Here is a 25,062-nt window from a genome sequence, read left to right on the forward strand (position 1 = left end):
CGAGCCCGCATCCTGGGGAAGGCGTGTTTCAAGTGTCCGTTTCTGCTGTTTCGCGGCCGTGAACCTTGGGCCGCGCGGTGTTACGGCGCGGTTGTCCCGTCACCGGCATGTTGCGCGCCGATCACCGACGGCACCTGCCGATCCCGGCCCGCGACCGCCCCGAGCACCGTTTCCCCAGCGCAGCAAACCATCAGCAGCACCAGGGGGGCGCTCCAGCCGCCGGTGGCTCCGTGCAGCACTCCGATCAGCAGCGGACCGGTCGCCGCGATCAGGTATCCGGCGCCTTGCGCCATGCCGGACAGCGCGACCGTGGTGTCGCTGTCCGGGGCGCGGAGCCCGAACAACGTCAGCGCCAAACCGAACGCGGCGCCTTGCGCCAAGCCCAGCACGACGGTGGCGGTCCAAACCACGGCAGTCCCGGGGGCGAGCAGTACCCCGGCGAAACCGAGCGCGGTGAGCACTCCCAACGCCATGGCCACCCAGCGCTGGTCCCGCAGCCGGCGGCACAGCACCGGGACCGTCAACGATCCGAGCGCCTGCACCGCGGCCTGCACACCGAGCAGCGCCCCGGCCGCTTCGGCGGACATGCCCTGGCTCTGCGCCATCGAAGGCAACCAGCCGAACACGACGTAGGCCATCAGTGACTGGGCACCCATGAAGCCGGTGACCTGCCAGGCCAGCCGGTTGCGCCACAGCAGTCCGGGCCGCACGACCCGCTGCCTGCTCACCGCACCGCGAAGGGCGAACGCGCACAGCAGCAGTGCCAGCAGCACCGGCACCGCCAGCAGGCCCAGCGGCAGCCGCCATGCGGAACCGAGCGCTCCGCCGAGCGGCACCACCACGCTCGCGGCCAGCGCTCCGCCGAGCGTGAGGCACATCGTGTACAGCGCGGTCACGCCCGGCACGCGGCTCGGGAAGTCCCGTTTGATCACGCCGGGAAGAGCGACGTTGGCGACCGCGATGCCCGCGCCGACCACGACGGTGCCCCCCACCAGCGCCCAAACCGACCCCGCGGCGCGCAGCAGGTTGCCCGCCAGCAGCACCACGAGGCAGCCGACGAGCACTCGTTCATCGCCGAAGCGCTGCCGCAACCGCGGCGCGACGAACGCGAAAACTCCCAGGCACACCGGCGGAAGCGTGGTCAGCACGCCGCCGAAGGTGCTGGAGAGACCGAGGTCTCCGAGGATCCGATCGAGCACCGGGGCCACGGCCGTCACCGGCGGCCGCAGCGCCAACGCCACCAGCACGACCAGCACCGAGGTTCCGATCGCGAACCGTTCCCGCAGCTGCGTCGTCACGGCACGAAGTGGAACATGCCGGTGCGTTGCGCGGAATGGCTCGGGCGCATCGTGATCGTCACCGCGAGTTCCGCGGCCGGTACTTCGCGCAGGTTCAGCTCAGCAGCGCGTCGACGAACGCGGCGGGCTCGAACGGTGCCAGGTGGTCCGCGCCTTCGCCGAGACCGACGAGCTTCACCGGCACGCCGAGCTCGCGCTGCACCTGGAACACGATGCCGCCCTTGGCGGTGCCGTCCAGCTTGGTCAGCACGATGCCGGTCACGTCCACCACGTCGGAGAACACCCGCGCCTGCGCGAGGCCGTTCTGGCCGGTGGTCGCGTCCAGCACCAGCAGCACCTCGTCGACCTGGGCGCGCTTTTCCACCACCCGCTTGACCTTGCCGAGTTCGTCCATCAGCCCGGTCTTGGTGTGCAGCCGGCCCGCGGTGTCGACCAGCACGGCGTCCACCCCGCTGTCCGTGGCGCGGGTGACGGACTCGAACGCGACGCTGGCCGGGTCCTGTCCCTCGTTGCCGCGCACCACCTCGGCGCCGACCCGGTCGCCCCAGGTGCCGAGCTGTTCGACAGCGGCGGCGCGGAACGTGTCGGCCGCGCCCAGCAGCACCTTGCGGCCGTCGGCGACCAGCACCCGGGCGAGTTTGCCGGTGGTGGTGGTCTTGCCGGTGCCGTTCACGCCGACGACCAGCAACACGGCGGGCTTGCCGCCGTCGGCCGGGTCGCCGTGCGGCAGGGCGCGCACGGAACGTTCCTGCTCGGTGGACAGCGCGTCGATCAGCACTTCGCGCAGCAGCGCCCGCGCGTCGTCGGCGGTGCGCACGCCGCGGGAGGCGATCTCGGTGCGGAGCCGTTCGACGATCTCGGTGGTGGTGGCCGCGCCGAGGTCGGCCATCAGCAGCGTGTCCTCGACCTCTTCCCAGGAGTCCTCGTCGAGGTCGCCCGCGCCGAGCAAGCCCAGCAGGCCCTGGCCGAACGTGGAGCGGGAGCGGGACAGCCTGCCGCGGAGGCGTTCCAGCCTGCCGGTGGTCGGCTCGATCTCCTCGACCTGTTCGGGGGCGGCCGGAGCCGGTTCCGGCGGTGCCTCGACGCGGCCCTGGTCGGGGACTTCGGCGGGGGCGGTCGTGTCCGAGGTTCCTGCTGCGGTCTCGTCGGTGGTGGCCGCACCCGTGGACGCGGTGCTGCCTGCCGGTTCGGCGGTTCCGGTGACGTCTTCGGTGGTGTCCGCGGCGGTGTCGGCCGGCTGGACCGCCGCGTCGGTCGTTGCCGAGTCGGTCGTTGCCGGTTCCGCGGTCGCGGTACCCGGGTCGGGCTCCTCGACGGCCGTCGCGCCCGCCGAAGGTTCGCGCGGCGTCCCCGTCTCGGCCTCGACCTCGGTCTCGGTCTCGGTCGGCAGCGGCACGTCCACGATGCCGCGCCGCTGGGTGTCCCTGGGCACGGCGGCGTCGTCGCCGACGGCGGGCTGCCCCTCGGTTTCGGTGCGCTCCTCGACCGGATGTTCCGCGGGCGCAGTGGCCGCGCCACCGCTGGAGAGGCTGATACCGCCGCCCGCCTGGTAGCCGCCACCGGTTTGGGAACCGCCGCCCGCTACCTGTCCGTCCTGCCGCTGCGCCTCCTGATCACGCAGGCTGATCCGGCGCCTGCGGGCCAGCAGCACGCCGGTGACCACGGCGAGCACCAGCACCACGAAGACGACGACGGCGATCAGAATCAGGTTCGAGGTGGACACCGGTCCATCCTCGCACCTGCGGATTCCGCTGGTGGAGGAGCCCCGCAGTGGGCGATTGACCAACAATGCGGCGAACTCGCTTGCGTCCCACGGCAGGGTGCAATAGACCACTGGGCATGTCCGCCAACCGGGTCGTCGGCTTGATCTCCGGAACGTCGATGGACGGCATCGACGTCGCGGTGGCCGAGCTGAACCCGGCCACGGCCGGAGAGGTCCAGCTGCGGCCGCTCGGCTGCACCGAGCTCCCCTATCCGCCGCGACTGCGGGAACGGCTGCTGGCCGCACTGCCTCCGCAGCCGTGCGACGCGCGGGAGCTGTGCGTGCTCGACACCGAGGTCGGACGCGCGTTCGCGCAGGCCGCCCGCCAAGGCATCGCCGAGTTCGGACCGGCGGACCTCGTCGCCTCGCTCGGCCAGACGCTCTACCACTGGGTCGATGCCGGGCGCGCCCGCGGCACCTTCCAGCTGGGCCAGCCCGCCTGGATCGCCGAGGCCACCGGACTCCCGGTGGTCGCCGACCTGCGCGCCCGCGACGTCGCCGCAGGCGGGCACGGCGCTCCGCTGGCGGGCGTGCTGGACGCGCTGTGGCTGGCCGACCGGCCCGGCCCCGGCGTGGCGCTGAACATCGGCGGCATCGCCAACATCACCGTCGTGGGCGGGCCGGAACCGCTCGCGTACGACACCGGTCCGGGCAACGCGCTGCTCGACGCAGCGGCCGCCGAGGTCACCGGCGGCGCCGCGAACAGCGACGTCGGCGGCGAGCTGGCCGCGCGCGGGCAGGTGCACGACGAGTTGCTCGCGAACCTGCTGGCCGACCCCTATTACGCGGCCGCGGCGCCGAAATCGACCGGCAAGGAGCACTTCAACGCCGACTACCTGCGGCGAGCCGTGCACGACCTGCGGATCTCCGGACCGGACCTGCTGGCCACCCTCACCCGGCTGACCGCCACCACCGTCGCCACCGCCTGCCGCGCGAACGGCGCCCGGCAGGTGATCGCCTCCGGCGGCGGCGTCCGCAACCCGGTGCTGATGGACGCGCTGCGCCGCGAACTCGGCGCGATCGAACTGCGCACCAGCGACGAACTCGGGCTGCCCGCGCACGGCAAGGAGGCGTACCTGGCGGCGCTGCTGGGCTGGCTGACCTGGCACGGGCTGCCGGGCAACGTGCCGGGAACCACCGGCGCGGACCCGCGGCCACTCGGCTCGATCACGCCCGGCACCGGACCGCTGCACCTTCCGGAACCCGCCGCACCGGTGCGGCGCCTGCGCATCACCGACCACCCCACGACGAATTCACAGGAGGGCGAATGCGGTCCGTCGATCTCATCGTGATCGGGGTGTACCTGATCGCGATGCCGTTGCTGGGCCTGCTGCTCAGCGGGCGGCAACGCAGTTCGCAGGACTACTTCGTCGGCGGCAGGAACCTGCCGTGGTGGGCGGTGTGCTTCTCCGTGGTGGCCACCGAGACCTCCACGCTGACGGTGATCAGCGTGCCGACGGTGGCCTACCTCGGCACCTTCACCTACCTGCAGCTGGCCATCGGCTACCTGATCGGCCGGATCGTGGTCGCGTTCGTGCTGCTGCCGCGCTACTACGCCGGGAACCTGGTCAGCGCCTACGAGTTCCTGGGCCAGCGCTTCGGCTCCGGGCTGCAGGGCACCGCATCGGTGACGTTCCTGATCACCCGGCTGCTCGCGGACGGGCTGCGGCTGTTCGCCACCGCGATCCCGGTGAAGGTGATGCTGGACGCCTTCGGCCTGCAGTTCTCCTATTGGCAGATCGTGCTGGTGCTCTCGATCATCACGGTGATCTACACCTACCTCGGCGGGATCAAGGCCGTGGTGTGGGTCGACGCGATCCAGATGCTGGTCTACGTCGCGGGGGCGGTGCTGACCGCGGGAGTGCTCTCGACCCGGCTACCCGGGAACTGGGCGTCCACCGCCTGGTCCGAAGGCAAGTTCCAGCTGCTGGATTTCGGTTCTTCGGTGGTCACCGAGCAGTACGCGTTCATCACCGCCGTGCTCGGCGGCGCGGTGTTCGCGATGGCCTCGCACGGTGCCGACCAGCTGATGGTGCAGCGGCTGCTGTCCTGCCGGAACCTGCGGGAGAGCCAGCTGGCGCTGATCGGCAGCGGTGTGGTGGTCGCGCTGCAGTTCGCGCTGTTCCTGTTCATCGGCACCATGCTGTGGTCGTTCCACGGCGGCGCCGCCCCGGCCGAGCTGGGCATGGCCAGCAAGGACGAGCTGTTCCCCCGGTTCATCGTGAACGAGCTGCCGCCGGGGCTGTCCGGGCTGCTGATCGCCGGCATCCTCGCCGCGGCGATGAGCACGTTGTCCTCGTCGCTGAACTCGTTGTCCACGTCCACGGTCAGCGACCTCTACCGGCGGCTGACCCGGCGCAGCGACGACGCGGGCGTGCTGCGGCTCGGCAAGATCTGGACGCTGGTGTGGGCGCTGGTGTTCGTGGTGTTCGCGTCGCTGTTCAGCAGCACCGACAACCCCGTGGTGGAGCTCGGGCTGGAGATCGCCAGCTACACCTACGGCGCGCTGCTCGGCGCGTTCCTGCTGGGACTGCTGGTGCGGCGGGCGCGGCAGCTGGACGCGATCGTCGCGTTCGTGGCGACGCTGGTGGTGGTGCTGCTGGTGGCGTTGCCGATCGCGGGCGACGGGGACGCGTTGCTGATGTTCCCGGACGGCGAGGGCGGCTCGGCGACGCTGGCGTTCCCGTGGCTCACCCCGCTCGGAGTGGTCGTGACGCTGCTCGTCGGCGGCCTGCTGTCGCTGCGGAACCCGCGCCCGGCGCCCGAACCGGTCGGCTCCGCGGAGTGAGCGGAGCCGTCCCGGCGGATCAGAGCAACAGGAGCAAGACGATCAGCAGGCCGACGACGGCGGCCGCGACGCAAGCACCGACGGTCATGCCGACGTTCGGCGTGGACTGCGGTGTCGGGCCGAGGTTGCCGCCGCCGAAGGCCATGGCTGGCGACCGGTAGAAGGCGTCGACCCGCTGGCCCGCGCTCAGCGGGATCATCGCGGTGGCCGAGCCGAACTTCCACAGGTAGTTGACGTGCACCTCGATCTGGTACTGCCCGGGCGGCAGGTCGATCGCGGTCTTGCCCCAGCCCACCGGCGGTCCCGGCTGTCCGTTGATGGTCAGGCCGGGCTTGAACAGCGCCAGCGTGAACGCCATGGGCAGGTAGGAGGAGTCCAGCACGATGCGGCCCATGCCGGGAGGCGGCCCCATCGGAGGCTTGCCGGGCATTTGCTGGGTCATCCCGAGGTGGCCTTGCTGCTGGCCGATCTGGCCGGGCTGGCCGGGCTGCGGCGGGAAACCCGGCGGGAACCCCGGCTGCGGCTGACCCGGCTGCGCGTACGGGCCGGCATAACCGGGCTGCGGCGGGTAACCGGCTTGCTGCGGATGACCGGCATGTTGCGGATGGCCGAGCTGCTGCGGATGGCCGGGCTGCTGCGGATATCCCTGCTGCGGCAGCGGCCCCGACCCCGGGTGCGGCTGCTGGAACGGGCCCGACCCGGGATGGGGCTGTTGCGGGAACGGCCCCGACCCCGGCTGCTGCTGCGGCAGCGGCCCCGAGTTCGGGTACGGCTGCGGCACCGGGCCCGAACCCGGCTGGTACTGCGGCCCGGCGCCCGGGTGAGGCTGCGGTGCGTATCCGTTCGAAGGCGGTGTCTGCTGACCGTGCGGCGCCTGCTGACCGGCGGGCGGGTACGGCTGGCCCTGCGGACCGTACGGCTGCGACATGCGGGCCTCCTGGCGGCGTCCGGCGGATTCGGCACACACCGTAATGCCCGCGAGCACTCGGCCGATCTCCGGTATTGCGACCGGCCCGGGCCGAGCGTGGCCGAGGCGCCTCACGCACCGTCCTGATCCGCGGCCAGCACGATCGAGCCGAGGTAGCCGTCGCCGTCCTCCGGTGCGCACGACCTCACGCCAGGCCGAACGGGCCGGATCACCGGAAAGGCCGGAAGAAGTCCCGGAGTTCGCCGACGTAGAGCTCCGGCTCCTCGACCGGGCGAAGTGCCCACCGCGGTCCCCATCCGGTTCAGGTGCACCAGGTTGGTGCTGCGTTCGAGCAGTACCCGCGGCGGATCGAGGATGTCGCGCGGGAACACCGAGACATGGAACCGTCCTAGGTCAGGGGTGTTCCGCGGCCTGCTGCTCGGCGTCCGCAGCGGCTTCCGAATCCGGCTCCGGTCCCGATTCCGCTTCCGGCCCGTCCGCGACGACCTCCGGCGGCGGCCCGGCAGCCGCCGGGTCCGGCTCCGGTTCCGAGCCGCGCAGCCGCTGCGAGATCACGGTCGTGATGCCGTCCCCGCGCATGCTCACGCCGTAGAGCGCGTCGGCGATCTCCATGGTCGGCTTCTGGTGCGTGATGATCAGCAGCTGCGAGGTGCTGCGCAGCTGGTCCAGCAGCGTGATCAGGCGCCGCAGGTTGGTGTCGTCCAGCGCCGCCTCGACCTCGTCGAGCACGTAGAACGGCGATGGCCGCGCCCGGAAGATCGCCACCAGCATCGCCACCGCCGTCAGCGACTTCTCCCCGCCGGACAGCAGCGAGAGCCGCTTGACCTTCTTGCCGGGCGGGCGCGCCTCGACTTCGATGCCGGTGCTGAGCATGTCCTCCGGGTCGGTGAGCACCAACCGCCCGTCACCGCCGGGGAACAGCACCGAGAACACCTGCTTGAACTCCGCGGCCACGTCGTGGAACGCGGACTGGAAGACCTCGAGGATCTTCTCGTCCACTTCCTTGACCACGTCGAGCAGGTCGCGGCGGGTGGCCTTGAGGTCTTCGAGCTGGCCGGACAGGTACCGGTAGCGCTCCTCCAGCGCCGCGTACTCCTCCAGCGCCAGCGGGTTGACCTTGCCGAGCAGCGACAGGTCCTTCTCGGCGCGCTTGGCGCGGCGTTCCTGGGTACCGCGGTCGTAGGGCATCGACGGCGGTTCGCTGACCTCTTCGCCGCGTTCCCTGGCGGCTTCGTACTCGGCGACCTCGGCGGGCGTCGGCGGTACCGGCACGGTCGGGCCGTACTCCTCGACGAGGTCGTCCAGCCCGATGCCGAAATCTTCGATGATCTTGTTCTCGAGCTGTTCGATGCGCAGCCGCTGCTCGGCGCGGACCATCTCGTCGCGGTGCACCGCGTCGGTGAGCTTCTCCAGCTCGCCGCCGAGTTCGCGGACCCGCGCGCGCACCGTGCCCAACGCCTGGTCGTGCTCGGCCTGCTGGGCCTGCGCGGTGTCGCGTTCGTCGGTGGCCGCGCGCAGCGACCCGGCGATCCGCTCCAGCGCCTTCTGCGCACCGTCGATGACGGCCCTGGTCACCCGGGCGCCGCGCTCCCGCGCCTGGCGGGCGGCTTCGGCGCGCGCCCGCGCTTCCCGCTCCTGGCGCGCGGCCCTGCGCAGCTGGTCGGCGCGGCCCTGCACGGCGCGCGCCCGCTCCTCGGCGGTGCGCTGGCCGAGCCGGGCGTCCATCTCCTCCTGGCGCACGGTGCCGAGCTCGTTGTTGAGCCGGTCGCGCAGCTCGGTGTCCGGCTCGGCCTGCTCCTGCTGCTCGGTCTTGACCGCGCTGAGCCGTTCCTCCAGCTCGGCCAGCGAGGAAAGCGCCTGCTCGCGGGACTGCTCGACCTTGCTCCGCTGCTCGCGCACCCGCTCGACCTCGGCGGTGGCGGACTGGGCGGCCTTGCGCAGGCTGGAGATCCGTTCGGTGCTGCGGGCCGCTGCGACCTTGGCCTCGTTGATCTGCTCCTGCACCGCGCGGACCTCGTCGCGGCGGGCTTCCTCCTCGGCGCGGGCGCCTTCCAGCGCTGCCGAGTGCTGCTCAAGGCGGCGTTGCGCGGCGGCGTGCTCCTGCTCGGCTTCGTCGACGGCGGCCTGCACTTCGAGCACGCTCTGCGCGTCGTCGGAGCCGCCGGTGGCCCAGTGCCCGCCGAGCACGTCGCCGCCGCGGGTCACCGCGCGCACCCCGGGGTGCTCCTGCACCAGCGAACGGGCGGCGCCGAGGTCGTCGACCACGGCCATCCGGTCCAGCGCGGTGGTCACGGCGCCGCGCAACCCGTCGGGCGCGCGCACCAGGTCGGCGGCCCAGTGCGCACCGCCGGGCAGCTGCGGCCAGTTCGAGCGGTCCGGAGTCGCGGTGCCGCCGACGAGGACTCCGGCCTTGCCCGCCTCGTCGGACCTGAGCAGTTCCAGCGCGGTGACCGCGTCGCCCACGCCGTCGACCGCCACCGCATCGGCGACCGCGCCCAACGCCGCAGCCAGCGCGGCCTCCGCACCGGTATCGACGGTCAGCAGCGCGGCCACCGACCCGAGCAGCCCGGGCACCCGGTCACCGGCGGCCAGCAGCGCGCCCGCGCCGTCCTTGCGGTTCAGGCCCATCGACAGCGCTTCGACGCGGGCCTTCCAGGAAGCGATCTCCCGCTCGGCGGCGCGCTCTTCCTTCACGAGCTCTTCCACGCGCGCCCGCGCGGCGTCGCGCGCTTCGGCCGCGTTGACCCGGCGTTCCTCCAGCCCGGCGTCGTCGGATTCCTGGCCACCGGTTTCGGCTTCGGCGTCGGCGTAGGCGGATTCGGCGACCTCGGCGCGTTCCTGCGCCTCGGCCAGCGAGGCGGTGAGCCGTTCCAGCTCGTCGCTGGTGGCGCTGACCTTGCTGCGCATCGACTCGACCTGGCCGGACAGCTTCGCCACGCCCTCGCGCCGGTCGGCGATCGCGCGCACCGCGGCCATGTGCTCCCGCTCGGCGTCCTTGAGCTGCGATTCGAGATCGGCGCGCCGGCGCTCCACCTCGCCCAGCGCCTCCCGGGCGCGTTCGACCTCCTCGCGCAGCTCGATCTCCTGCTCGGCGGCTTCGGCGGCTTCCTCTTCGAGCTGGTCCGGGTCGCGGCCGCTGCGTTCTTCGACGTTCTGCGCGGTGAGGTGCTTGTGCCGCTCCTCGGCCAGCCGCAGCGTGGAGTTGAGCCGTTCTTCCAACGCGGAGAGCCGGTACCAGGTGTCCTGGGCGCGGTTGAGCCGCGGCGCGTCGGCGGCGACCTTCTCCTCCAGCCCCTTCTCCTCGGACTGGGCGAACTGCAGGTTGCGCTCGACCTCGGCGCGCTTGGCCTTCGCGTTCTCCTGGTCGGCCTGGTCGCGGGCCAGTTCGGCGCGGGCGCTGACCAGGTCGTCGGCGATCAGCCGCAGCCGCGCGTCGCGCAGGTCGGCCTGCACGGTCTGGGCCTTGCGCGCGATCTCGGCCTGCTTGCCGAGCGGTTTGAGCTGGCGGCGCAACTCGCCGGTGAGGTCGGTCAACCTGGTGAGGTTGGCCTGCATCGCGTCCAGCTTCCGCAGCGCCTTCTCCTTGCGCTTGCGGTGCTTGAGCACGCCCGCGGCCTCTTCGATGAGCCTGCGGTGCTCGTCCGGCTTGGCCTGCAGGATCGAGGCCAGCTGGCCCTGCCCGACGATCACGTGCATCTCGCGGCCGATGCCGGAGTCGGACAGCAGCTCCTGCACGTCCATCAACCGGCAGGTGTTGCCGTTGATCTCGTACTCGCTGGCGCCGTCCCGGTACATCCGGCGGGTGATCGAGACCTCGGTGTACTCGATGGGCAGCGCGCCGTCGGCGTTGTCGATGGTGAGCGTGACCTCGGCCCGGCCCAGCGGCGCGCGACCGGAGGTGCCGGCGAAGATGACGTCCTCCATCTTGCCGCCGCGCAAGGCTTTCGCGCCCTGCTCGCCCATCACCCAGGTCAACGCGTCGAGCACGTTGGACTTGCCGGAGCCGTTCGGGCCGACCACGCAGGTGATGCCCGGTTCGAAGCGCAGCGTGGTGGCCGACGCGAACGACTTGAACCCCTTCAGCGTCAGGCTCTTCAAGTGCACGGCTGCGATCGACCTTCCCGCGAGTCTGTGCGTGCGGCGTTCGCGCGAGCGTACCCGGCGCGGTGCGGGCTATTGCGGATAACCACGCAGGACGCGGGAGCTCTCAGCGCTCGACGAAGCCGTCCAGGCCGCCTTTCGGCTCCGTCCACTGCTCGCCGACGTGCTCCACCCGGCCCGGGGTTTCCGCGGAACGCAGCGCGGCGAGCAGTTGCTCGCACGCGTGGCGGGGACCTTCGGCGACGACCTCGACCTTGCCTGCGGGCAGGTTGGTCGCGCTGCCGACCAGCCCCAGCTCCAGCGCCTTCGATCGGGTGAACCACCGGAACCCGACGCCCTGCACGTGGCCGTGCACCCGGGCGGTGAGGCGGGTGTCGCCGGCATCCCTGTTCCCGGAATCCCTGCTCGCGGAATCGCTGCGGTCGGTCACACCCGCATGATGCCCGCCGCGGCGCGGATGCGGCCGACCCGCCCCCGCCTCCTTGATCAAACCGGCTGCGCACGGGGCCCACCCGGCGGCGGTGGCCCGCGCACCGGCGGCTACCGTGTCCGCTGATCCAGGAGTGATCCACGCGGTGCTGGACGTCCGACTTCGCCGGTCGAGGTCCGTACCGGGTCAGCGGCACGGGTTCGCCAGTCCGTGCCGGTGGGACTTCGAGGGCGGGAACGTTGATGGACCCTTTAGCACCGGACGCCGATGGGGCGCAGCCCCACGCCGAGCACCCGGACGCGCGGCCGCGCCGGTTCGTGCTGTGGGTGACCACCGGGGTCGTGGTCGCCACCGGTTTCGCCACCACCGCCGCGCTGGTCGTGGGCGGTCAGCAACGCAACGACGTCAGCTCCGAACTCCCGCCAGGGCCGGCGGGGACGACGCTGGTCACCACCGACGGGTATCCGGGCACGCGGACGTCGGAGGCGCCGCCGGTGCTGGTTCCGCCGCCGATGGCGCCGGGCACGACTTCTTCCCCGAGCAGTTCCACGAGTTCTTCCGAGGATTCCGAGGAGTTGCCGCCGCCACCGGAGACGACTTCGGAGTCCCCGCGGCCCACCGGCACGCCGACCGAGTCGCCGACGCCGCCGCAGCCGACCACGCCGCCGACCACGCCGAAGCCGCCGCCTCCGCCGCCGACGACCGATCCGCCCCCGACGACTCAGCCTCCGCCGAGCACGCCTCCGCCGAGCACGCCCCCGCCGACGAGTGCGCCGCCGACGAGCCCGCCGAGCACCGGCACGTCCAGCCGCACGGAGGGTCCGGCGCCGTCGCCTGCACCGCCACCGACCACGTCCGGCCGGACGACGACCGGGCCCGAGGCGACCTCGCCGGAGCCGACCGTCTCCCGGCCGACCTCGCGGACGCCCGCTCCGACCTCGGACATGCCCGGTCCGACCTCGACGACGACGGAACCGAGCACGACCACGTATCGCGTCCCGGCGACGGAAGACCCGGCTCCGCCGAACGCTCCGTACATGGATCCCGAAGCGCCCTTCGCGGAGTGACCGACGTCTGAGTGCGCGGTTCCCGGGGCCACGCGCTCGGCCTGCGGCGCACGGCGCTGGACCGTTCGCGCGGTTTGCCGTGTCGTGCGGCGCAATCACCCGATCGCCGCGCCGACGCCGAGCGGCGCCGTGCTAAACACAGGTTCCATGTCCGGCACCACGTGCGGCCGCGGACGCGGCCGATGAGCGAACCGTGCACTCCCGGCAAACGCGGCCGCAAGCAGCTGCGCCCGGACCCGGCGACCGGTCCGGTCGCCGCGTTCGCGCACCGGCTGTGCGAGTTGAAGGAGGCGGCCGGAGATCCCTCCTACGATCGGATGCGGGGCGATTTCGGCGCGGCCGCGTCGAAATCCGCGTTGTCGTCGGCTGCGCGCGGCCAGGACCTGCCTTCGTGGGAGACCACTTGGGAGTTCGTGCGCAGCCTCGCGGTCGGTGTGCTCGGCGAGGACGCGGGCGCGACTCGCCGCGAGTGGTCCCGACGTTGGGAGCGGGCACGCGAGGATGCCGCGGCGAGCCTCCCCGGCGCGCACTCGAGCGGTCTCGCGAGCGGAGCGAACGGGACGGCCGGCGCGGAGTCCGCGGCGGCGGGCACCCGCGGAACGGTCAACGGCACACCGACCGGCGTCCCGGACTCCGTTCCAGCGCCCGGCGAGGACGTCGCGTCTCCCGAAGACGCCACGACCTCCGGAGACGCAGCGTTCTCCGGAAAAACCGCGTTCTCCGGAAAAACCCCGTTCTCCGAACAAGCAGCGTTCTCCGGAAAAGCCGCGTCTCCCGAAGGCGCACCTTCCCCCGAAGAAGCCGCGCCCTCCGGAGACGCAGCGTCCCCGGGCAGCGCGGCCGCCCGCGAAACCCCGGACTCCCCCGAACCTCCGACCGGCCGTCCCGCTGCCCGCGAGCGGCTCCGCCGCGCCTTGCTCCCGGCCGGAACCGCCGTCGTCGTGACCGTCGCGGCCATCGCCGCCGCCACGTATTTCCTTTCCGAACCGCAGCGGCCCATTCCCGGCGACAACTCGTTGATGGTCGACGAGAACCTGCTCGACGACAGCCCGGTCCAGGCAGGCGGGAGTTTCGTCAAGACCTGGGACCTGCGCAACGCAGGTGACGTGCCGTGGTCCGGCCGATACCTCGAGCAGGCCGGACCGCCCATCGGCGATTCCGCCTGCACCGCGCCGAAGCGGGTGTGGATCCCGGACGTGCGGCCGGGCGACACGGTGCGGGTGGCGGTCCCGGTGAACGCGGGCGACGAACCGGGCCGCTGCAAGATCGCGTGGAAGATGGTCGACGAATCCGGGAGGTTGTTCTTCCCGGAGAACGCGCTGCACCCCGTTTTCTTCGACTGGCGGGTGGTGCGCTGAGCGGCGAAGGGCGCCTTCGTCCAACCCCCAGCGGAACGAAGACGCCCTTCGATTCCCCATGGGGTGGCCGATGGCGCCGGAACCGGATTCGCGCGCTCGTGATTCGGATGCTGCCGAACGCGCATAATGGCTTCCCGCCTGTTCAGTGATGTTCCCCGGTTCGCCGTGCCGACCACACAACCACCACGCTCCGGCCACCACAAGCGATCATTGGCCGGAGCCGCCCGCGCCAATGTGCATGCAGGTCAGCGCATTGACCAGCGGACATTCAGGCGGGCGGCCAGGTCAATTCCGGAAGCGGGGCGCCGCTTCGGCAGGCCGTCGCTCAGCTTCGAATCGGAACGTCTGCTGCCATTGGAACATTTCCGGCGGAACCGCACCACCATTCATTTCGCCAGGATTCATCGCTGCTTGCGCAACGACCGCTCGATGTCCTCCAGACTGCGCCCCTTCGTTTCCGGCAGGTTCCGGTACAGGTAGCCGAGTCCGATGATTCCGAGCACGCCGTAGATCCAGAACAATCCGGTTTCCGTGAGGGCGCTGATCAGCGTGAGCACCGAAATGGAGATGAGGAAGTCCAGCGCCCAGTGCGTCACCGTGCCGACGCTGGAAGCCTTGCCGCGCACTGCGGTGGGGAACACCTCGCTGTTGATCAGCCAGATGGCGAGCCCGAGGCTGGCCGCGAACGCCGCCTCGTAGAGCATCAGCCCGCCGGTGAGCCACAACCCGAGCCCTTGCACGCTCGGCAGCAGGTACAGCGCGCCGAGCCCGAACAGCACGACGATCACCACCGAGGTCCCGCCGATCAGCAGCGGCCGCCGCCCGACCCGGTCGATCATCAGCAGCGCGATCGCGGTGAAGACCATGTTCACCGCGCCGATGCCGACCGAGGACAGGATCGACGCCGAGGCACCGAGCCCGGCCTGCTGCAGGATCGTCGGCGCGTAGTAGATCACCGCGTTGACGCCCACGAGCTGGTTGGTCGCCGCCACGGCGAACCCGAGCAGCACGGCGGGCCGCAGCCCGGGCCGGAACAGGTCGCGGTAGGAGAACTTGCTCTCCTCCCGCATGGCCACGGTGATCTCGTCGATCTCCGCGTCGACCTCTTGCGCCGATCGGGTGCGCAGCAGCTCGGCCCTGGCCTCATCGGTGCGCCCGCGGGCGAGCAGCCAGCGCGGGCTTTCGCCGAGGAACAGCAGCCCGATCAGCATCGCCAGCGACGGCACGGCCGCCAGCCCGAGCATCCAGCGCCATCCCTGCATCTCGGCGAACGCATAGCCGACCAGGTAGGACACGAAGATCCCGATGGTGATCATGAGCTGGTTCATGGACACCAACCGGCCGCGCAGCGCAGGCGGCGCGATCTCGGCGATGTAGGCGGGCACGACCAGCGAACTCGCCCCGATGGCCAGCCCGAGCACCACCCGCGCCACGATCAGCATCGCCACGTCCACCGCCACGGCCGACAGCAGCGCGCCCGCGGTGAACACCGCGGACACCAGCAGCAGCGTGCGCTTGCGCCCCAGCCGGTCCACGACCGGGCCGCCGCTCATCGCACCGGCGACCGCGCCGAGCAGCAGCGACGCGACCACGACCTCCTTCATCCCGGTGCTCAGGCCGAACGCGGGTGCGATGTAGAGCAGGGCGGCGGAGATGACGCCGGTGTCGTAGCCGAACAGCAGCCCGCCGAGCGCGGCGATCGTCGACGCGCCGATGATCGTGCCCCGCCCGGCTCCTGGCTGGGTAGCCGGTGTGCTCATGTGCTGCGCCTTCCTCTCGTGCCGCGCTGCCCTGGGTGGACGGCCGACGGCCGGGCGAGACCGTAGACGAAGTGCCCTGCTGGGACCAGAGCCGGAACGCAATCGCAACCGAGCGCCGACCGTCCCGGCGAGCCGCACCCGGTGGCTCCCGCCGACCGCGGACGTCGCGCCGACACGCCCGCGCCTCGCCCATCCCAGTGGATTCTCGCGGAGTGAACGGACTGTTGGTCCCACTAGATTGGTCGAACGGGCCGTTCGCTCGGAACATCGAGGCGTGCCGACACTCGCGTAGCTCGCCCGCGCCAGTGGGATTCCGCGGAGTGAACGGACTGTTGGTCCCACTAGATTGGTCGAACGGGCCGTTCGCTCGGAAAGATCGGGTGCGCCGACACGCCGGGGCACCGGCGGGAAGGCGTCAGTCGCCGGTGGTCTCGGTGATGAGTTCCTGCAGGTACCAGGCCAACAGCTGGTTGCTGGAAGGCGCGACGGTGCTCCACAGCTGCCCATCGCCGTTGGCGCGCACGACGTGCAGGTAGCGCCCGGAGCCGGTGTCGTGGAACGCGACGACCCGCGGCGCGCGTTCCGGTTTCGAGCCGCGCGTCGGCGCGAATTCGACGCCGAACTGCCCGCGCATCCCCATCCCGTCGGCCATCGCGGCCAGCGTCGCCGCGTCGTCCGCGCCGACTCCGCGCACCCGCAGCTCGTCGGTCAACGCGCGCGAGTCGTGCTGACCGGCGCCCGCACTCGCGTCGCGGAGCACCTCGTGCGGCACGCTCACCGCCCGGCCCGCGCCGGGCGGTGCGTCCCCGGCGACCGAGATGACGGCTTCGGCCAGCGAACTCCCCCGCACCGGAGTGAGTTCGACGACGTCACCGTCCACAATGGTCAGCAGGCCGGTGCCGCCGTTGCACGCGGCCTGCGCCCGGATCGCGCGATCGGCCCAGATCCGCAGGTCCAGGCTCAGCTTCGGACGGTCCAGCAGCACCAGCAGGTCGCCGAAGTCCGGATCCACCCGGTCCCGGCGGGATTCGGCCAGCTGCCGGGACCGCAGCTGCGGCCAGACTTCCGCGACGAGTCCGGCGCGTTCGGTGTGGGTGCGCCCCGGGCTGGGCACGTCCAGCACGATGTGCCGCCGGTCGGTCAGCGCTTCCGCCTCGCAGACCACATCGAATTCCAATGTGGACAGCGTGATCGGTTCGCCGTCGGCTCCGGGCCGCACCGTCACTCCCGCTCGTCGTCGGGCGCGCGGTCCGCGCCGAACACCGGCGGCGCCACGAGCCGGTTGTCGTCGAACGGCGTCTCCGGCTCGTAGTACTTGTCCTCGTGCTCGGCGTCGTCGTCGGGCTGCCCGCCGCGGGTCGCGGCCGGTCCCATCATCGAGCCGGGCCCGGGGCGGCTGGTGGCCGAGCCACCGGCGGTGCGACCCGCGGTGGTGTCACCGGGGCCGCCGCCGACGCCGGACGAGCCGCCGCCTTTCAGGCTCCCGCCGGATTTGCCGCCGCCACCGGCTGCGCCCGAGCCACCTCCCGAGCCACTTCCCGGCGTCGCACCCTTGCCGCCGAGGAGTTTGCCCGCCGCTGCCGCACCGATCCCGGCGACGGCCGCACCACCGGCGCCGATCCCGAGCGCACCGCCGAGCCCGATGCCGTCCTGCTGCGGAGCTTCGCCCGGGGCGCGATCCACGCCGCCACCGGTCGACTGCTCGTCCTCGGGACTGCTGCCGCTGTGCCCGCCGGGCCGCTGACCACCGCTTTGCCCCGGCACGGCACCCGGATAGCCGCCGCCGAACGCGCCACCGCTCTCGGAGTAGCCGCCGGACCCGGAGCCACCACCGGCCCCCGAGAACGCGCCGACGCCGGAACCGCCCGCGCCGCTGGGACTCGCCGACTGGGCGCTGACCCCGGCGGGCTGCATCTCCGGCAACGGCTGGAAGGCGTCCGCCTGCGCGACCGTGGTGTCCCGGTAGGACCCCAGCGCCTGCTGCGCGACCTGCTTCTGCCCGTCGATCTTCTTGGCTTCTTCGTCGTAGTCACTGGTGTAGCCGAACGCGCCACCGGCCCACTCGAAGAAGTTCTCGTCCTTCTGGTGCTGGATCTCGGACTGGTTCGGCAGCGTGTTCCGCGCCGACTCGTACCCGCGTCCCTGCGCCTGCACGCCCGTGGCCGAATTCGCCAGCGGATCCTGCGACTCGCGCATCACCGCGGTCTGCTGCGCGGTGGCCTGCTGCGCGATGCTGCCCGCGTGGCCCTGCCACTCGATCTCCAACTTGCCGAGCTCGGTGCGCAGCGTCTCGTCCAGGTCCGCGACGATCTGCGCGCACTGCTGCAGAGCGGTCGCGGCCTGCTCCATCGACTCGGTGCCGCGCCCTTCCTTGATCTTGCCGATCCACTGCAGCAGCTCGGGAATGTCGAACCCCTGGAACCGCAGGTCCCGAATCGGGTCGAGATCGCTCATGCGTGCCCCCTGTAGAACCTTCAGCCCTGCGCTTGCAGATTCGTCACGACTAGTTCGGCCGCCTGCTTGGCCTTTGCGCACTGCTCCTGATTCGACAGCGCTTGAGACTGCAACATCGCGATGTTGACCTCGAGCGCCTGCCCTTCGGCAACATCGACGTCCACAACGCAACCGAGGCCTTCGGCACCAGGTGTTTGCGACTGGACCGCGCGGAAACCTTCGCCGACGGTGTAAGTCGCGGCAGTCTCCGGAGAACCTGGATCTTTTTGCCCTAGGAGTTCATCGAGACTCATGGGAGCAACAGCTACGCCGATCCCGTAGGGAACACCGCCCGCCGGGCTTTGCCAGATGCAGCCGGGGAAGTCGAGCGTGCCGTCCTTCGGAGCCGGGGACGGCCCAAACGCGCCGATCTGTTGTTCTTGCTCGGGCTTGATCAAGCCACAGATCTGGGGTTCGGTCAAACCTGCTACTGCGAGCTCGCGCGGCCGGGCAGGCTGCTCGTCCCCAGCCTCGGATGTCGGTGCAGGCTGCGACGTTCCCGTCGCACCGTTCACCGTGCAACCGCCCGCGGTGACAGCGAACAGAACCGCGCAGGCGACCGCCACACCGATACGCCCCAAAGAAGTTGTCGTGCTCAAATCATCTTCCCCGGTTTCGCTTGGAAGGACGCTGCAATCTCTTCATCGGTATAGCCGTACTGCTTCGCCGCTTCACCGAGGCGGTGTCCCAATTGCTCGACCTGCAGCACGTAGCTCATCAGCCGGTTGTAGTGCGAGTCCGGATCACCCATCAGGTTGGCCGTCCAAGTCGCGCTCGCCGCAACACTGATGTCATCCCTCGCCGGAGAGCGGACCGTGAGGTCTGTCTGCTTGGCCACCAGCTTGTTTCTCGCATCCTCGGCAGCCGCGAGAATCGCTTTACGCGCCGCGAGGACGTTCTCCGGGGTGACGGTGATCTGTTGGCCTGGACCGCCGGGTGCGGGTGGCGGTGCTGGTGCGGTCATCGCGGGAAACCCCCTCATGGCGGCTGATCACCGGTGCGACGCAGACGGTAGCAGCGGAGGTTCCCGGCAGGTGCGACTTCCGCGAACTTCACACCGAGCGCACCGGAGGGCCGCGCATCAGGTATTGCCGGTTTCCGGAGGTCGTTCGGCGTCCGCTGCACCGCTGCTGCGGTCAGCGCCGTCGCGAGCAGGGTCGCCGTGGGCCGGACCGGCTGCTGCGGTGCCGCGCTGGTCGCGTTCGGCCTGTTCTTCGCGGCGTTGCAGGTCGGCGATGCCGGCGAGTTGGGCGCGGGTGGTGTGCACGTGGTCTTGCACGGCGCCGCCGAGCTTGTCCAGGAAGCCGTTGAGCGCGGCTGCGAGTTCCGGGTTTCCGAGCGCCTCCCCGAGATTTCCGCGCTGCTGGTCCAGGCCCGACTGCGTCCGGCTCATGCGGTCCAGCTGTTCGTGCGCATCGGACAGTGCCCGCCGAGCGTGCGGGTTCTGGATTTCCTCGTCCATGCTCGGGTTGCCTCCTTGCCAAGCTGAAATTTCCGCAGCACGACGGCTGATCAGCAATGCGCGGCGGACCGTAGCAGCGCAATTCCGCCGCACGACGAGGATTCCGCGAAGTTCACCGCACTGACGTAACGCCGAGCGAACCGACGAACTCCGCCCATCGCCGAGCCGGGACGACCAGCACACCGCCATCCGGGTCCTTCGAGTCCCGCACCCCGACGACCTCGTCGCCCAAGGCGACCTCGACGCAATTCGCGGTGGTCGCGCTCCGGGTCGACTTGCGCCAGCCGAAGGCGACCTCGACGCAGTTCGCGCTGCTCGCGCTCCGGCTGGACTTACGCCAGGTCACTTGTTCCGAATGAGGATCTTTCATGTCGATAGCATGTCATCGTCGTCACCCCAGCTGAACGACCAGCTGTCGCAACCGGTCAAGCGAGCCCTCGGTGCTGAGCGCGGTCTTTACCAGGTTCTCCCAGGCGGTCCGGTAGACCTCAAGATGCTCGCGCTCTTCCAGGCAGATGCTCGACACCATCTGCTCCAACCAGACGGAACCAAGCTCTGCTCCGTATTCGACCAGGATGAATGCTCCGGTCATGCCGACATGCAGTCCTGCATCGGGCGCGAGAACCTGCAGGGTCACGTTCGGGAGCTCCGCCTCCTGCATCAGGTGCCGAATCTGCCGCGTTCGGCAGTCTGGCTCACCGAACGGCCGCTGCAACGCAGCCTCTTCTACGATCACGTGCAGTTCTAGCGGCTTGGCGCCGGTGAGCAAGCCACGCTTTGCGACCCGGCTGCTGACCAGCTCATCGACCTCACGATCGGTCAAAGAACAGCCGGTAGCCGCGATGACAGCACGCGCGTACTCAGGCGTTTGCAGCAGCCCAGGAATCATCATCGGCTCGTAGTACCGCAGCGCCGTCGCCTCGTCCTCGAAGTCGCTCCAGGTCTGCCAGTCGGCGGGGAAGTGCGCGTTGCGGGTGCGCAGCCAGCTGCGCTGTTCGGCGTGCCGGGCGATGTCGAGGAGTTCGACGCGGCGCAACTTGGCGACCTGGTAGAAATCCAGCAGCTTCTCCAGGTCGTCCAGGTAGATCCCGATCTCGCAGGTTTCGATCCGGTTGAGCTTGCTGCCGGACATGCCGAGGGCTTTGCCGACCTCTGCGGCGCTCGCGCCGTTCTCGGTTCGGATCTTGCGCAGTGATTGCGCGAGCCTGCGGGATCGAGCGGAAGGGCCGACACGTCGAGCCATGGTGAATCTCCAGTGGTTGCGGGGGAATCTGTTTTCAACCATGGCAGAACAAATTTGCACTGACGATCACTCGATGGCGTAATTGTGTCGGCTACTGCACCTGCGCAATTCTTGGTTCCACGTTGATCTCGACCTCGAGGAGGAGCAGTGGACGACAAGATCGCGCGGCTGGAGCACGGCGCTCCGCAGCGGGAGTGGCTGTGCCGATGCGTCGACGACGACGAGCGGTTCAACATCGCCACCGTCGGCGCGGCCAGCGGCGACGTGGAGATCGCCGGACCCGAGCTGCAAGGCTGCTTCCGGCTGCGCGACAGCGAAATCGCCGTGTTCCGCCGCGCGCTGGACGAGGCCATCGCGGTCGCGCAGGAAGACATCGCCCGCTACGACGCCAACGCCGCGACCCAGCGGGCCGAGCAGGAACCGGACGTTCACACCTCGAACCGGTAGCCCATGCCCGCTTCGGTGATCAGGTGCCGGGGCCGGCTCGGGTCGTCCTCCAATTTGCGGCGCAGTTGGGCCAGGTAGACCCGCAGGTAGTGGGATTCCTCCGCGTAGGCGGGGCCCCACACCTCCTTGAGCAGCTGCCGCTGGCCGACCAGCCGTCCCCGGTTCCGCACCAGCACTTCCAGCATCCCCCACTCCGTCGGGGTCAGGTGCACCTCGGCGCCGTGGCGTTGCACCTTCTTGGCCACGAGATCCACCTGGAAGCTCTCCGTGCGCACCACGGGTTCGTCCGCGGCGGCGGAATCCCCGGCCCGGCGCAGCGCGGCCCGAAGGCGGGCCAGCAACTCGTCCATGCCGAAGGGTTTCGTGACGTAGTCGTCGGCTCCGGCGTCGAGCGCGTGCACCTTGTCCGTCGACTCGGTGCGGGCCGACAGCACCAGCACCGGCACCGTGCTCCAGCCGCGAAGACCCTCGATGACTTGCACTCCGTCCAGGTCGGGCAGGCCGAGGTCGAGGACCACCGCGTCCGGTTTGCCCTCCGCCGCCAACCGCAGCGCGGTCGTGCCGTCGGCGGCCACGAGCACTTCGTGGCCGCGTGCGGTGAGGTTGATGCGCAGCGCCCGCAGCAGTTGCGGCTCGTCGTCGACCACCAGGACCTTCGTCATCGGGCCTCCACGCTCGCGGGCAGCGCCAGCACGACCGTGAGGCCGCCCCCGGGAGTGTCCTCGGCGCGGATGGTGCCGTGCATGGCCGTCATGAAACCCTGCGCCACGCTCAACCCCAAGCCCACACCGGGCTCACCGGTGTCGGTGTGCCCACCGAGGCGCTCGAACGGGGCGAACACCGAATCCGCGGCACCGTGCGGCAAACCCGGACCGTGGTCGACCACCCGCAGCTCCACCCACGCCGCGTGCTCGCTGGAACGCACGAAAACCCGGTCGTCGCTGTACTTGAGCGCGTTCTGCAGCACGTTGGCGATGACCCGCTCCAACAGGCCGATGTCGGCGAGCACCGCGGGCAGCGATTCGTCGGCGTCGGCCTCGACGCGACCACGGCCGTCCAACCCGGCCAGCGCGCCCGCCACGGCCTGGTCGTAACCGACCGGGCGCAGCTTCGGCACGATGGCACCCGTCGCCAGCCGCGACGAGTCCAGCAGGTTGTCCACCAGGTCGGCGAGCCGGTCGGTGGATTCCTCCACACCGGCGAGCAGCTCGGCGGTGTCCTGCTCGGACAACCGCAGGTCCGGGGCGCGGAGGCTGCTCACCGAAGCCTTGATCGACGCGAGCGGGGTGCGCAGGTCGTGGCCCACGGCCGACAGCAGCGCGGTGCGCAGCTTGCTGGTGTCGGCCTCGCGCTGGGCTTGCGCCGTCTCGGCGGCCATCCGCTGCTGGCGCAGCGCGACGAGCGCTTGGCCCGCGGCGGCTTCCAGCACCGTGCGGTCCGCGGCGGGCAGCGGGCGGCCGCCCGGGAGGTGCAGCACGAGATGCGCGTCCCCGGTGACCTCGATGTCCACATCGGACTCTTCGGGCCGCGAGTGCGGCGGGGAGCCGGCGGAGGCGGCCACGTGCCAGCCATCCGCCCGTTCCAGCAGCGCCGCGGAGGACAAGCCGAAGTTCTCCACCAGCTTCTCCAGCAGGCGCGGCAACGGATCGGAGTGCGTGAGCGCGGTGCGCGCGTAGGAAGCCAGCAGCGCGGCCTCGGTCCGCGCGCGGGCGGCGCGCTCCGCCAGCCGTGCCGCGCGGTCCACCACGACCGCCACCATCAGGCCCGCACCGATCATGCCGAGCACGGTGACCAGGACTTCCGGTCTGCTGACCGCGAGCGAATACCGGGGCTCGGCGAAGAAGAAGTTCAGCAGACCGCCCGCGAACAACGCGGCGGTCAACGCCGGAGCGACACCTCCGACGAGTGCGACCACGACCGTCGCCAGGAAATAGCCCACCACGTCCACGGACAGCTCGAAATCGCCGAGCAGCGCGCTCAGCGCGGTGATCAGCGCGGGCAGCAGGAACGCCAGCGCCCAACCCCACGCGCGCCGGAGGAACGACAAGGGGTTGCGGGCCGCCCGACGCGCCCGGCCGTGACCGGAATGGGCGTGGGTGACCATGTGCACGTCGATCGAGCCGGAACGCTGCACCACCGTGGAGCCGATCCCCTCGTCCAGCACGCGCGCCCAGCGGGAACGCCGGGACGTGCCGAGGACGAGCTGGGTGGCGTCGGCGCCGCGGGCGAACTCCAGCAGCGCCTCCGGCACGTCGTCGCCGACCACGCTGTGGAAGCTCGCACCCACGTCATCGGCCACGCGGCGGGCACCGGCGAGTCCGGCGGGGGACGCTCCGGCGAGTCCGTCGCCGCGCAGCACGTGCACGACCTGGAGGTCCGCGCCAGCGCGGGCGGCGATGCGGCGGGCGCGGCGGATCAGCGTCTCGCTCTCCGGGCCGCCGGTGATCGCCACGACCACCCGCTCCCGCGCCTCCCACGTGGCGGTGATGTGCCGCTCCCGGCGGTAGCGGCGCAGCGCCACGTCCACCTGGTCGGCCAGCCACAGCAGCGCAAGCTCGCGCAGCGCGGTGAGATTCCCGGTGCGGAAGTAGTTGCCCAGCGCGGCGTCCACCCGGTCGGCGGCGTAGACGTTGCCGTGCGCCAAGCGGCGTCGCAGCGCCTCCGGGGTGATGTCGGCCAACTCGACCTGCTCGGCGCTGCGGACCACCTCGTCCGGGACGGTTTCGCGCTGGCGGATCCCGGTGATCGCCTCCACCACGTCGTTGAGGCTTTCCAAGTGCTGCACGTTGACCGTGGACAGCACGGTGATCCCGGCGTCGAGGAGTTCGTCGATGTCCTGCCAGCGCTTGGTGTTGCGGGAGCCGGGCGCGTTGGTGTGCGCCAGCTCGTCCACGACTGCGACGTCGGGCGCGCGGGCGAGCACGGCATCGAGGTCCATGTCGGTGACATCGACGCCGCGGTGCGCGGCGCGGCGGCGCGGGACCTCTTCGAGGCCGTGCAGCAGGCGCCGGGTCTGCTCGCGGCCGTGCGTCTCGACCAGGCCCACGACGACGTCGGTGCCGCGTTCCGAACGGCGGTGCGCCTCGCCGAGCATCGCGTACGTCTTGCCCACGCCGGGTGCCGCACCGAGGTAGATGCGCAGCTCACCACGCTGCTTGCCGCTGTTCACCACCCCATCCTCCTACGCCTCGGTGGTAATAGCGCTTGATCAACGGTTGCAAATTTTCGTCAGTGGTGTCGCGCGGCCGCGTTGAGTTCGGGAACGTTGACGGAACGTTCGGCCAGCACGCCGCCGGACGTGGACTGCGCGATGAGGCGGTGCAGCGCCGCTTCCGGGATGCCGGTCACGCGGGCCACGCGCGGAACCTGCAGTGCGGCGTAAGCGGGACTGATGCCCGGGTCGACGCCACTGGCCGAAGCGGTCACCGCGTCGGGCGGAACCGCTTGCGGGACAACGCCTTCCCGGGCGGCCACGGCGTTGCGGCGCTGCTGCACGGCGTCGAGCAGTTCCGCGTTGCCGCCCGCGAGGTTGCTGCCGCCCGTGCTCGCCGGATCGCCCGACCCGACCGGGTCCGGCGCCGAAGCCGACGGCCGGGTGTGGAAGAACGGGTCGCGCGCCGGATCCGCCGGCACCGGGTCCACCCCGATCAGCGACGAGCCGACGACCCGGCCGCCGGCCATCAGCGGTGCACCCTCCGCGTGCTGTTCCAGTCCCGGCAACCGGCTCACGCCCCACACCGCCAGCGGATACCCGATTCCCAGCAGCACGGTCGCCACCAGCAGCACCTTGAGCCCGGTCACGGTTTGCCGCCACAACGTCCACACCACGACGCCATCCCTTCCACAACAACGGATTTCTCCGCGAGTGAACGGACGTTTGGCCCACTAGCTTGGTCGAACAGGCCGTTCACTCGCGGCAGCCATG

The 25,062-nt window shown here is 71.0% G+C and carries 23 protein-coding genes; 4 read left to right on the plus strand and 19 right to left on the minus strand.

The window, feature by feature from the left end; translation table 11 throughout:
- Window positions 1-80: 80 nt before the first annotated feature.
- Complete coding sequence (locus V1457_RS01375) at window positions 81-1,298, minus strand: MFS transporter (protein WP_338599341.1); 1,218 nt, start codon at window positions 1,296-1,298, stop codon at window positions 81-83.
- 94 nt (window positions 1,299-1,392) lie between these two features.
- Complete coding sequence (ftsY, locus tag V1457_RS01380) at window positions 1,393-3,021, minus strand: signal recognition particle-docking protein FtsY (protein ID WP_338599344.1); 1,629 nt, start codon at window positions 3,019-3,021, stop codon at window positions 1,393-1,395.
- Window positions 3,022-3,137: 116 nt separating this feature from the next.
- On the opposite strand from ftsY, the gene V1457_RS01385 reads away from it, so the two are divergent.
- Together V1457_RS01385 and V1457_RS01390 are read left to right on the plus strand one after the other, a co-directional pair.
- On the plus strand, window positions 3,138-4,352 hold the full coding sequence (locus tag V1457_RS01385) for an anhydro-N-acetylmuramic acid kinase (RefSeq protein WP_338599347.1): 1,215 nt from the start codon (window positions 3,138-3,140) through the stop codon (window positions 4,350-4,352).
- Window positions 4,328-5,848, plus strand: a complete 1,521-nt coding sequence (locus V1457_RS01390) for a sodium:solute symporter (RefSeq protein ID WP_295143463.1) — start codon at window positions 4,328-4,330, stop codon at window positions 5,846-5,848. Before V1457_RS01385 ends, V1457_RS01390 begins: the two co-directional genes overlap by 25 nt.
- A gap of 19 nt (window positions 5,849-5,867) precedes the next feature.
- Here V1457_RS01390 and V1457_RS01395 read toward each other — a convergent pair whose 3' ends face one another.
- From V1457_RS01395 to V1457_RS01420, 6 genes are all read right to left on the minus strand, one after another.
- A complete protein-coding gene (locus tag V1457_RS01395) occupies window positions 5,868-6,776 on the minus strand; it encodes a hypothetical protein (RefSeq protein ID WP_338599352.1) in 909 nt (302 codons plus the stop codon).
- A gap of 110 nt (window positions 6,777-6,886) precedes the next feature.
- Window positions 6,887-7,147 carry a hypothetical protein gene (locus tag V1457_RS01400; RefSeq protein ID WP_338599355.1) on the minus strand — a complete coding sequence of 87 codons (261 nt, stop codon included), beginning with the start codon at window positions 7,145-7,147 and terminating at the stop codon, window positions 6,887-6,889.
- 22 nt (window positions 7,148-7,169) lie between these two features.
- A complete protein-coding gene (gene smc / locus V1457_RS01405) occupies window positions 7,170-10,880 on the minus strand; it encodes a chromosome segregation protein SMC (RefSeq protein WP_338599358.1) in 3,711 nt (1,236 codons plus the stop codon).
- A 103-nt stretch (window positions 10,881-10,983) separates the two neighbouring features.
- Entirely contained in the window at window positions 10,984-11,307 is a 324-nt protein-coding gene (locus V1457_RS01410; RefSeq protein WP_338599361.1) for an acylphosphatase, read from the minus strand.
- Between the two features lie 388 nt (window positions 11,308-11,695).
- Entirely contained in the window at window positions 11,696-11,980 is a 285-nt protein-coding gene (locus tag V1457_RS01415; protein ID WP_338599364.1) for a hypothetical protein, read from the minus strand.
- 48 nt (window positions 11,981-12,028) lie between these two features.
- Window positions 12,029-12,346 carry a hypothetical protein gene (locus V1457_RS01420; protein ID WP_200070186.1) on the minus strand — a complete coding sequence of 106 codons (318 nt, stop codon included), beginning with the start codon at window positions 12,344-12,346 and terminating at the stop codon, window positions 12,029-12,031.
- 210 nt (window positions 12,347-12,556) lie between these two features.
- Between V1457_RS01420 and V1457_RS01425 the strand changes: the two genes are divergently transcribed.
- Entirely contained in the window at window positions 12,557-13,732 is a 1,176-nt protein-coding gene (locus V1457_RS01425; protein WP_338599369.1) for an NBR1-Ig-like domain-containing protein, read from the plus strand.
- Between the two features lie 401 nt (window positions 13,733-14,133).
- Here V1457_RS01425 and V1457_RS01430 read toward each other — a convergent pair whose 3' ends face one another.
- The 8 genes from V1457_RS01430 to V1457_RS01465 form a co-directional block, all read right to left on the minus strand.
- The gene (locus tag V1457_RS01430; protein WP_338599372.1) at window positions 14,134-15,999 is read right to left on the minus strand and encodes a sugar porter family MFS transporter; all 1,866 of its coding nucleotides are present in this window, start codon (window positions 15,997-15,999) and stop codon (window positions 14,134-14,136) included.
- Window positions 15,908-16,717 carry an ESX secretion-associated protein EspG gene (locus V1457_RS01435; RefSeq protein ID WP_338599375.1) on the minus strand — a complete coding sequence of 270 codons (810 nt, stop codon included), beginning with the start codon at window positions 16,715-16,717 and terminating at the stop codon, window positions 15,908-15,910. Before V1457_RS01435 ends, V1457_RS01430 begins: the two co-directional genes overlap by 92 nt.
- Complete coding sequence (locus tag V1457_RS01440) at window positions 16,714-17,946, minus strand: PPE domain-containing protein (RefSeq protein WP_338599378.1); 1,233 nt, start codon at window positions 17,944-17,946, stop codon at window positions 16,714-16,716. Before V1457_RS01440 ends, V1457_RS01435 begins: the two co-directional genes overlap by 4 nt.
- 20 nt (window positions 17,947-17,966) lie before the next feature.
- Window positions 17,967-18,584, minus strand: coding sequence for a DUF3558 domain-containing protein (locus tag V1457_RS01445; protein WP_338599381.1), 618 nt, complete (start codon window positions 18,582-18,584; stop codon window positions 17,967-17,969).
- On the minus strand, window positions 18,581-18,949 hold the full coding sequence (locus V1457_RS01450) for a hypothetical protein (RefSeq protein ID WP_338599384.1): 369 nt from the start codon (window positions 18,947-18,949) through the stop codon (window positions 18,581-18,583). The genes V1457_RS01445 and V1457_RS01450 overlap by 4 nt, the downstream gene beginning before the upstream one ends.
- A 117-nt stretch (window positions 18,950-19,066) precedes the next feature.
- Window positions 19,067-19,447 carry a hypothetical protein gene (locus V1457_RS01455; RefSeq protein WP_338599387.1) on the minus strand — a complete coding sequence of 127 codons (381 nt, stop codon included), beginning with the start codon at window positions 19,445-19,447 and terminating at the stop codon, window positions 19,067-19,069.
- A 112-nt stretch (window positions 19,448-19,559) separates the two neighbouring features.
- Window positions 19,560-19,817: a DUF397 domain-containing protein gene (locus V1457_RS01460; RefSeq protein WP_200070193.1), complete on the minus strand. Its 258-nt coding sequence runs from the start codon at window positions 19,815-19,817 to the stop codon at window positions 19,560-19,562.
- Window positions 19,818-19,838: 21 nt separating this feature from the next.
- Window positions 19,839-20,690: a helix-turn-helix transcriptional regulator gene (locus tag V1457_RS01465; RefSeq protein WP_338599391.1), complete on the minus strand. Its 852-nt coding sequence runs from the start codon at window positions 20,688-20,690 to the stop codon at window positions 19,839-19,841.
- Window positions 20,691-20,837: 147 nt separating this feature from the next.
- Between V1457_RS01465 and V1457_RS01470 the strand changes: the two genes are divergently transcribed.
- Window positions 20,838-21,137, plus strand: a complete 300-nt coding sequence (locus tag V1457_RS01470) for a hypothetical protein (RefSeq protein WP_338599395.1) — start codon at window positions 20,838-20,840, stop codon at window positions 21,135-21,137.
- On the opposite strand, the gene V1457_RS01475 is transcribed toward V1457_RS01470, so the two are convergent.
- From V1457_RS01475 to V1457_RS01485, 3 genes are read right to left on the minus strand one after another with little or no spacing between them, the layout of a single operon-like run.
- Window positions 21,119-21,799, minus strand: a complete 681-nt coding sequence (locus tag V1457_RS01475) for a response regulator (RefSeq protein WP_338599398.1) — start codon at window positions 21,797-21,799, stop codon at window positions 21,119-21,121. The two genes, V1457_RS01470 and V1457_RS01475, sit on opposite strands and share 19 nt — an antisense overlap.
- Entirely contained in the window at window positions 21,796-24,309 is a 2,514-nt protein-coding gene (locus V1457_RS01480) for a DUF4118 domain-containing protein (protein ID WP_407074740.1), read from the minus strand. The genes V1457_RS01475 and V1457_RS01480 overlap by 4 nt, the downstream gene beginning before the upstream one ends.
- Before the next feature lie 56 nt (window positions 24,310-24,365).
- On the minus strand, window positions 24,366-24,962 hold the full coding sequence (locus V1457_RS01485; protein WP_407074768.1) for a potassium-transporting ATPase subunit C: 597 nt from the start codon (window positions 24,960-24,962) through the stop codon (window positions 24,366-24,368).
- Window positions 24,963-25,062: the final 100 nt, after the last annotated feature.

The sequence above is a fragment of the Saccharopolyspora sp. SCSIO 74807 genome, from assembly GCF_037023755.1.
GTDB classification, from domain to species: domain Bacteria; phylum Actinomycetota; class Actinomycetes; order Mycobacteriales; family Pseudonocardiaceae; genus Saccharopolyspora_C; species Saccharopolyspora_C galaxeae.

Coding starts and splice junctions, on each gene's coding strand:
- V1457_RS01385 (WP_338599347.1), top strand. CDS start 3,138: ATGTCCGCCAACCGGGTCGTCGGCTTGATCTCCGGAACGTCGATGGAC.
- V1457_RS01390 (WP_295143463.1), top strand. CDS start 4,328: ATGCGGTCCGTCGATCTCATCGTGATCGGGGTGTACCTGATCGCGATG.
- V1457_RS01395 (WP_338599352.1), bottom strand. CDS start 6,776: ATGTCGCAGCCGTACGGTCCGCAGGGCCAGCCGTACCCGCCCGCCGGT.
- V1457_RS01420 (WP_200070186.1), bottom strand. CDS start 12,346: ATGTACGGAGCGTTCGGCGGAGCCGGGTCTTCCGTCGCCGGGACGCGA.
- V1457_RS01425 (WP_338599369.1), top strand. CDS start 12,557: ATGAGCGAACCGTGCACTCCCGGCAAACGCGGCCGCAAGCAGCTGCGC.
- V1457_RS01430 (WP_338599372.1), bottom strand. CDS start 15,999: ATGGGCAGCTGTGGAGCACCGTCGCGCCTTCCAGCAACCAGCTGTTGG.
- V1457_RS01440 (WP_338599378.1), bottom strand. CDS start 17,946: ATGAGCGATCTCGACCCGATTCGGGACCTGCGGTTCCAGGGGTTCGAC.
- V1457_RS01450 (WP_338599384.1), bottom strand. CDS start 18,949: ATGACCGCACCAGCACCGCCACCCGCACCCGGCGGTCCAGGCCAACAG.
- V1457_RS01455 (WP_338599387.1), bottom strand. CDS start 19,447: ATGGACGAGGAAATCCAGAACCCGCACGCTCGGCGGGCACTGTCCGAT.
- V1457_RS01460 (WP_200070193.1), bottom strand. CDS start 19,817: ATGAAAGATCCTCATTCGGAACAAGTGACCTGGCGTAAGTCCAGCCGG.
- V1457_RS01465 (WP_338599391.1), bottom strand. CDS start 20,690: ATGGCTCGACGTGTCGGCCCTTCCGCTCGATCCCGCAGGCTCGCGCAA.
- V1457_RS01475 (WP_338599398.1), bottom strand. CDS start 21,799: ATGACGAAGGTCCTGGTGGTCGACGACGAGCCGCAACTGCTGCGGGCG.